We start from the raw sequence: 2,373 nt of genomic DNA, 5'->3' as shown, positions 1-2,373 counted from the left end.
ACCTCAACCTCTGCAGACGATAAGTGACAAAACTGTTCGCGATGTCCTCGCACACCTGTTCGCGATGTCTCCGGTCCAAACACCCCCATGCGGGGGAGATGGCCGGCAGGCCAGAGGGGGGTGCTGTCCCTCCGCATCTCCAATCAATCGGCAGCTCCGCCGCGCCAAACAAGTGAGAACATCATGACCGATACCCGCGCCCGCAATATCCTGTCCCGCCAGTCCGAGCTCGAGAGCGAGCGCAGTCGGTATGAGGCTGTGTGGGAGCAGGTGGCGGAGTTCTGCGACCCCGATGCGCCCGATATCTGGAGCGGCCGCCGAACCGGCAGCCAGGACTCGCAGGCCGAGCGGCAGGAGCGGCGCGGCGCCCGCGTCTATGCCAACACCATCAACTCGGCCGCCAACCGGCTGGCCGCCGGGCTGGAAAGCCTGATCATCCCGCAGTCGGAAAAATGGCACGGGCTGTCGACGGCGGCCATGAACGACGAGGAGACCGACGAGGAAAAGGAATGGGCGGAGGCCTTGCGCGATTTCCTGTTTGCGCTGCGCTACTCAGCCAATTCGAATTTCGTGCCGGCGACGCAGGCCTGCCTGCGCAATGTCGTGCGCTATGGCCCGGCCTATCTCTATGCCGAGGAAGGGTTTGGCGCGACGCTGATCCGCTATGCCTCGATCCCGGTGGTCGAGGGCTATCTCAGCCGCAACCGCTGGGGCCAGGTCGACATTTTCCACCGCCGCTACGAGCGCACGGCGCGGCAGGCCGCACAGCTGCTCGGCTATGACAGACTGCCGGCGCGCATCAAGATTCTGGTCGACGATCCGGCCAAATGCGAGACGAAGATCTCGCTGATCCAGTGCATTGAGCCGCGCGACGAGCGCAAGATGTATCGGCTGGGCGGCCAGTACCAATATCTCGACACGGCCTTCGCCTCCTACCACGTCATCGAGGACGAGGAGGAGATCGCCAGGGAAAGCGGGTTCCGCACCTTTCCGGTGTCGACCTTCAACTGGCGCCGCTACGAGGGCGACCCCTATGGCATTTCGCCTGCTATCGAGGCGCTGACCACCGTGCGCGAGGAAAACGCCGTGCGCCGTTCGGGCTTGCGTGCCTTGCAGCAGATCACCGATCCGGCGACCGCCTCGAAGGCCCGGCTCGACTATGTGCCGGTGCTCAATCCGGGCGAGAATTATCCGGGCCTGATCGACGACAATGGCAGGCCGCTCATTATGCCCATCACCACCGGGCAGAACCCGACCTATGCCTTCAACTACGCGCAGAGCCGCGCCGACGAGATCCGCGACATGATGTTCGTCAACCTGTTCCAGACGCTGGTGCAGAACCCGCAGATGACGGCGACCGAGGCGCTGATCCGCCAAGAGGAAAAGGGCGCGCTGCTGGGGCCGTCCGGCTCGATCATCCAGGCCGGCTTCGCCAGCAATCTCGATCGCGAGCTCGGCATTCTGGAGGACAAGGGGCTCTATGACGAAGACAGCCGCTTCGTGCCGCCGGAGAGCCTGGCCGGCAAGGCGGTGCGGCCGACCTTCACCGGCCCGCTCGACGTGCTGCGCCGCTCGGCCGAGGCACGCGACACCATCCAGGTGGTGACGACGGCCATGCAGATGGCGCAGTTCGATCCAGGCGTGATGGACAACATCGACAGCGACGAGGCGATCAAGATCGTGCAGAGCGCCGGCCGCAGCCCGCAGCGCATCTTTCGCCGCAAGGAGGAGGTGGACGAGTTGCGCGATGCGCGCGCCAAGTCAAGCCAGGCGCAGGCCGGCATGGCGGCGATCGCCACGGCTGGGAAGGCTGCCAAGGATGCGGTGCCGGCGGCGGTGCAGGCGCGCGACAGCGGCCTGCTCGACGGGCTGCAAGGCATGCTGGGCGGCGGTGGTGGGCAGCCCGTCGGCCCGGCAGGTAACGGCGCATGAGCCGGAAACGCTTCGCTCATTCCGGCCAGGCCGGCAGTCCTGCCAAAGCGCGGGACGCGCTGGCCAAGGCGTATCTCCGGGTGTTTTCCGGCGAGGATGGCGAGATGGTGTTGGCCGATCTCGCGGCGACGACCGGCTATTACCGGCGTCCGTCCTATGGCGAGTGGATGGCGCGCACCAGGACGCCCAATGGGTTCGAATTGCACAGCGCCTTGAGCAATGCGCGCGCCGAGGTGGTGCAGCACATCATGGGGTTCCTGACGCTGGACGATGCGCAGCTTGCGGCGCTGGAGAAGGCGGCAAGGGCAGAGGGGTAGAGGCGGTATTCGCGACGCTGCCGATCTCCCCCCCCTCGTCTAGGGGATGCACACATCTTTTGAGGTGGATGACTCGCTTTTGATTGGTTGTCTGGCGTTGGGATGTGATTCTGTTGGCGATGCT

Annotated in this window: 2 protein-coding genes; both read left to right on the top strand. The window is 65.3% G+C overall.

Annotated features, from left to right (window positions below; genetic code table 11):
• Positions 1-183 precede the first annotated feature (183 nt).
• Complete coding sequence (locus NKH52_RS35220) at positions 184-1,932, top strand: portal protein (protein ID WP_352736871.1); 1,749 nt, start codon at positions 184-186, stop codon at positions 1,930-1,932.
• Positions 1,929-2,249, top strand: a complete 321-nt coding sequence (locus tag NKH52_RS35215; RefSeq protein WP_352736869.1) for a Bbp19 family protein — start codon at positions 1,929-1,931, stop codon at positions 2,247-2,249. The genes NKH52_RS35220 and NKH52_RS35215 overlap by 4 nt, the downstream gene beginning before the upstream one ends.
• Positions 2,250-2,373 lie beyond the last annotated feature (124 nt).

Source organism: Mesorhizobium sp. M1066, from assembly GCF_040318635.1.
In the GTDB taxonomy this organism is placed as follows: Bacteria; Pseudomonadota; Alphaproteobacteria; order Rhizobiales; family Rhizobiaceae; genus Mesorhizobium.
This window is presented reverse-complemented; position numbering and strand designations above follow the sequence as displayed.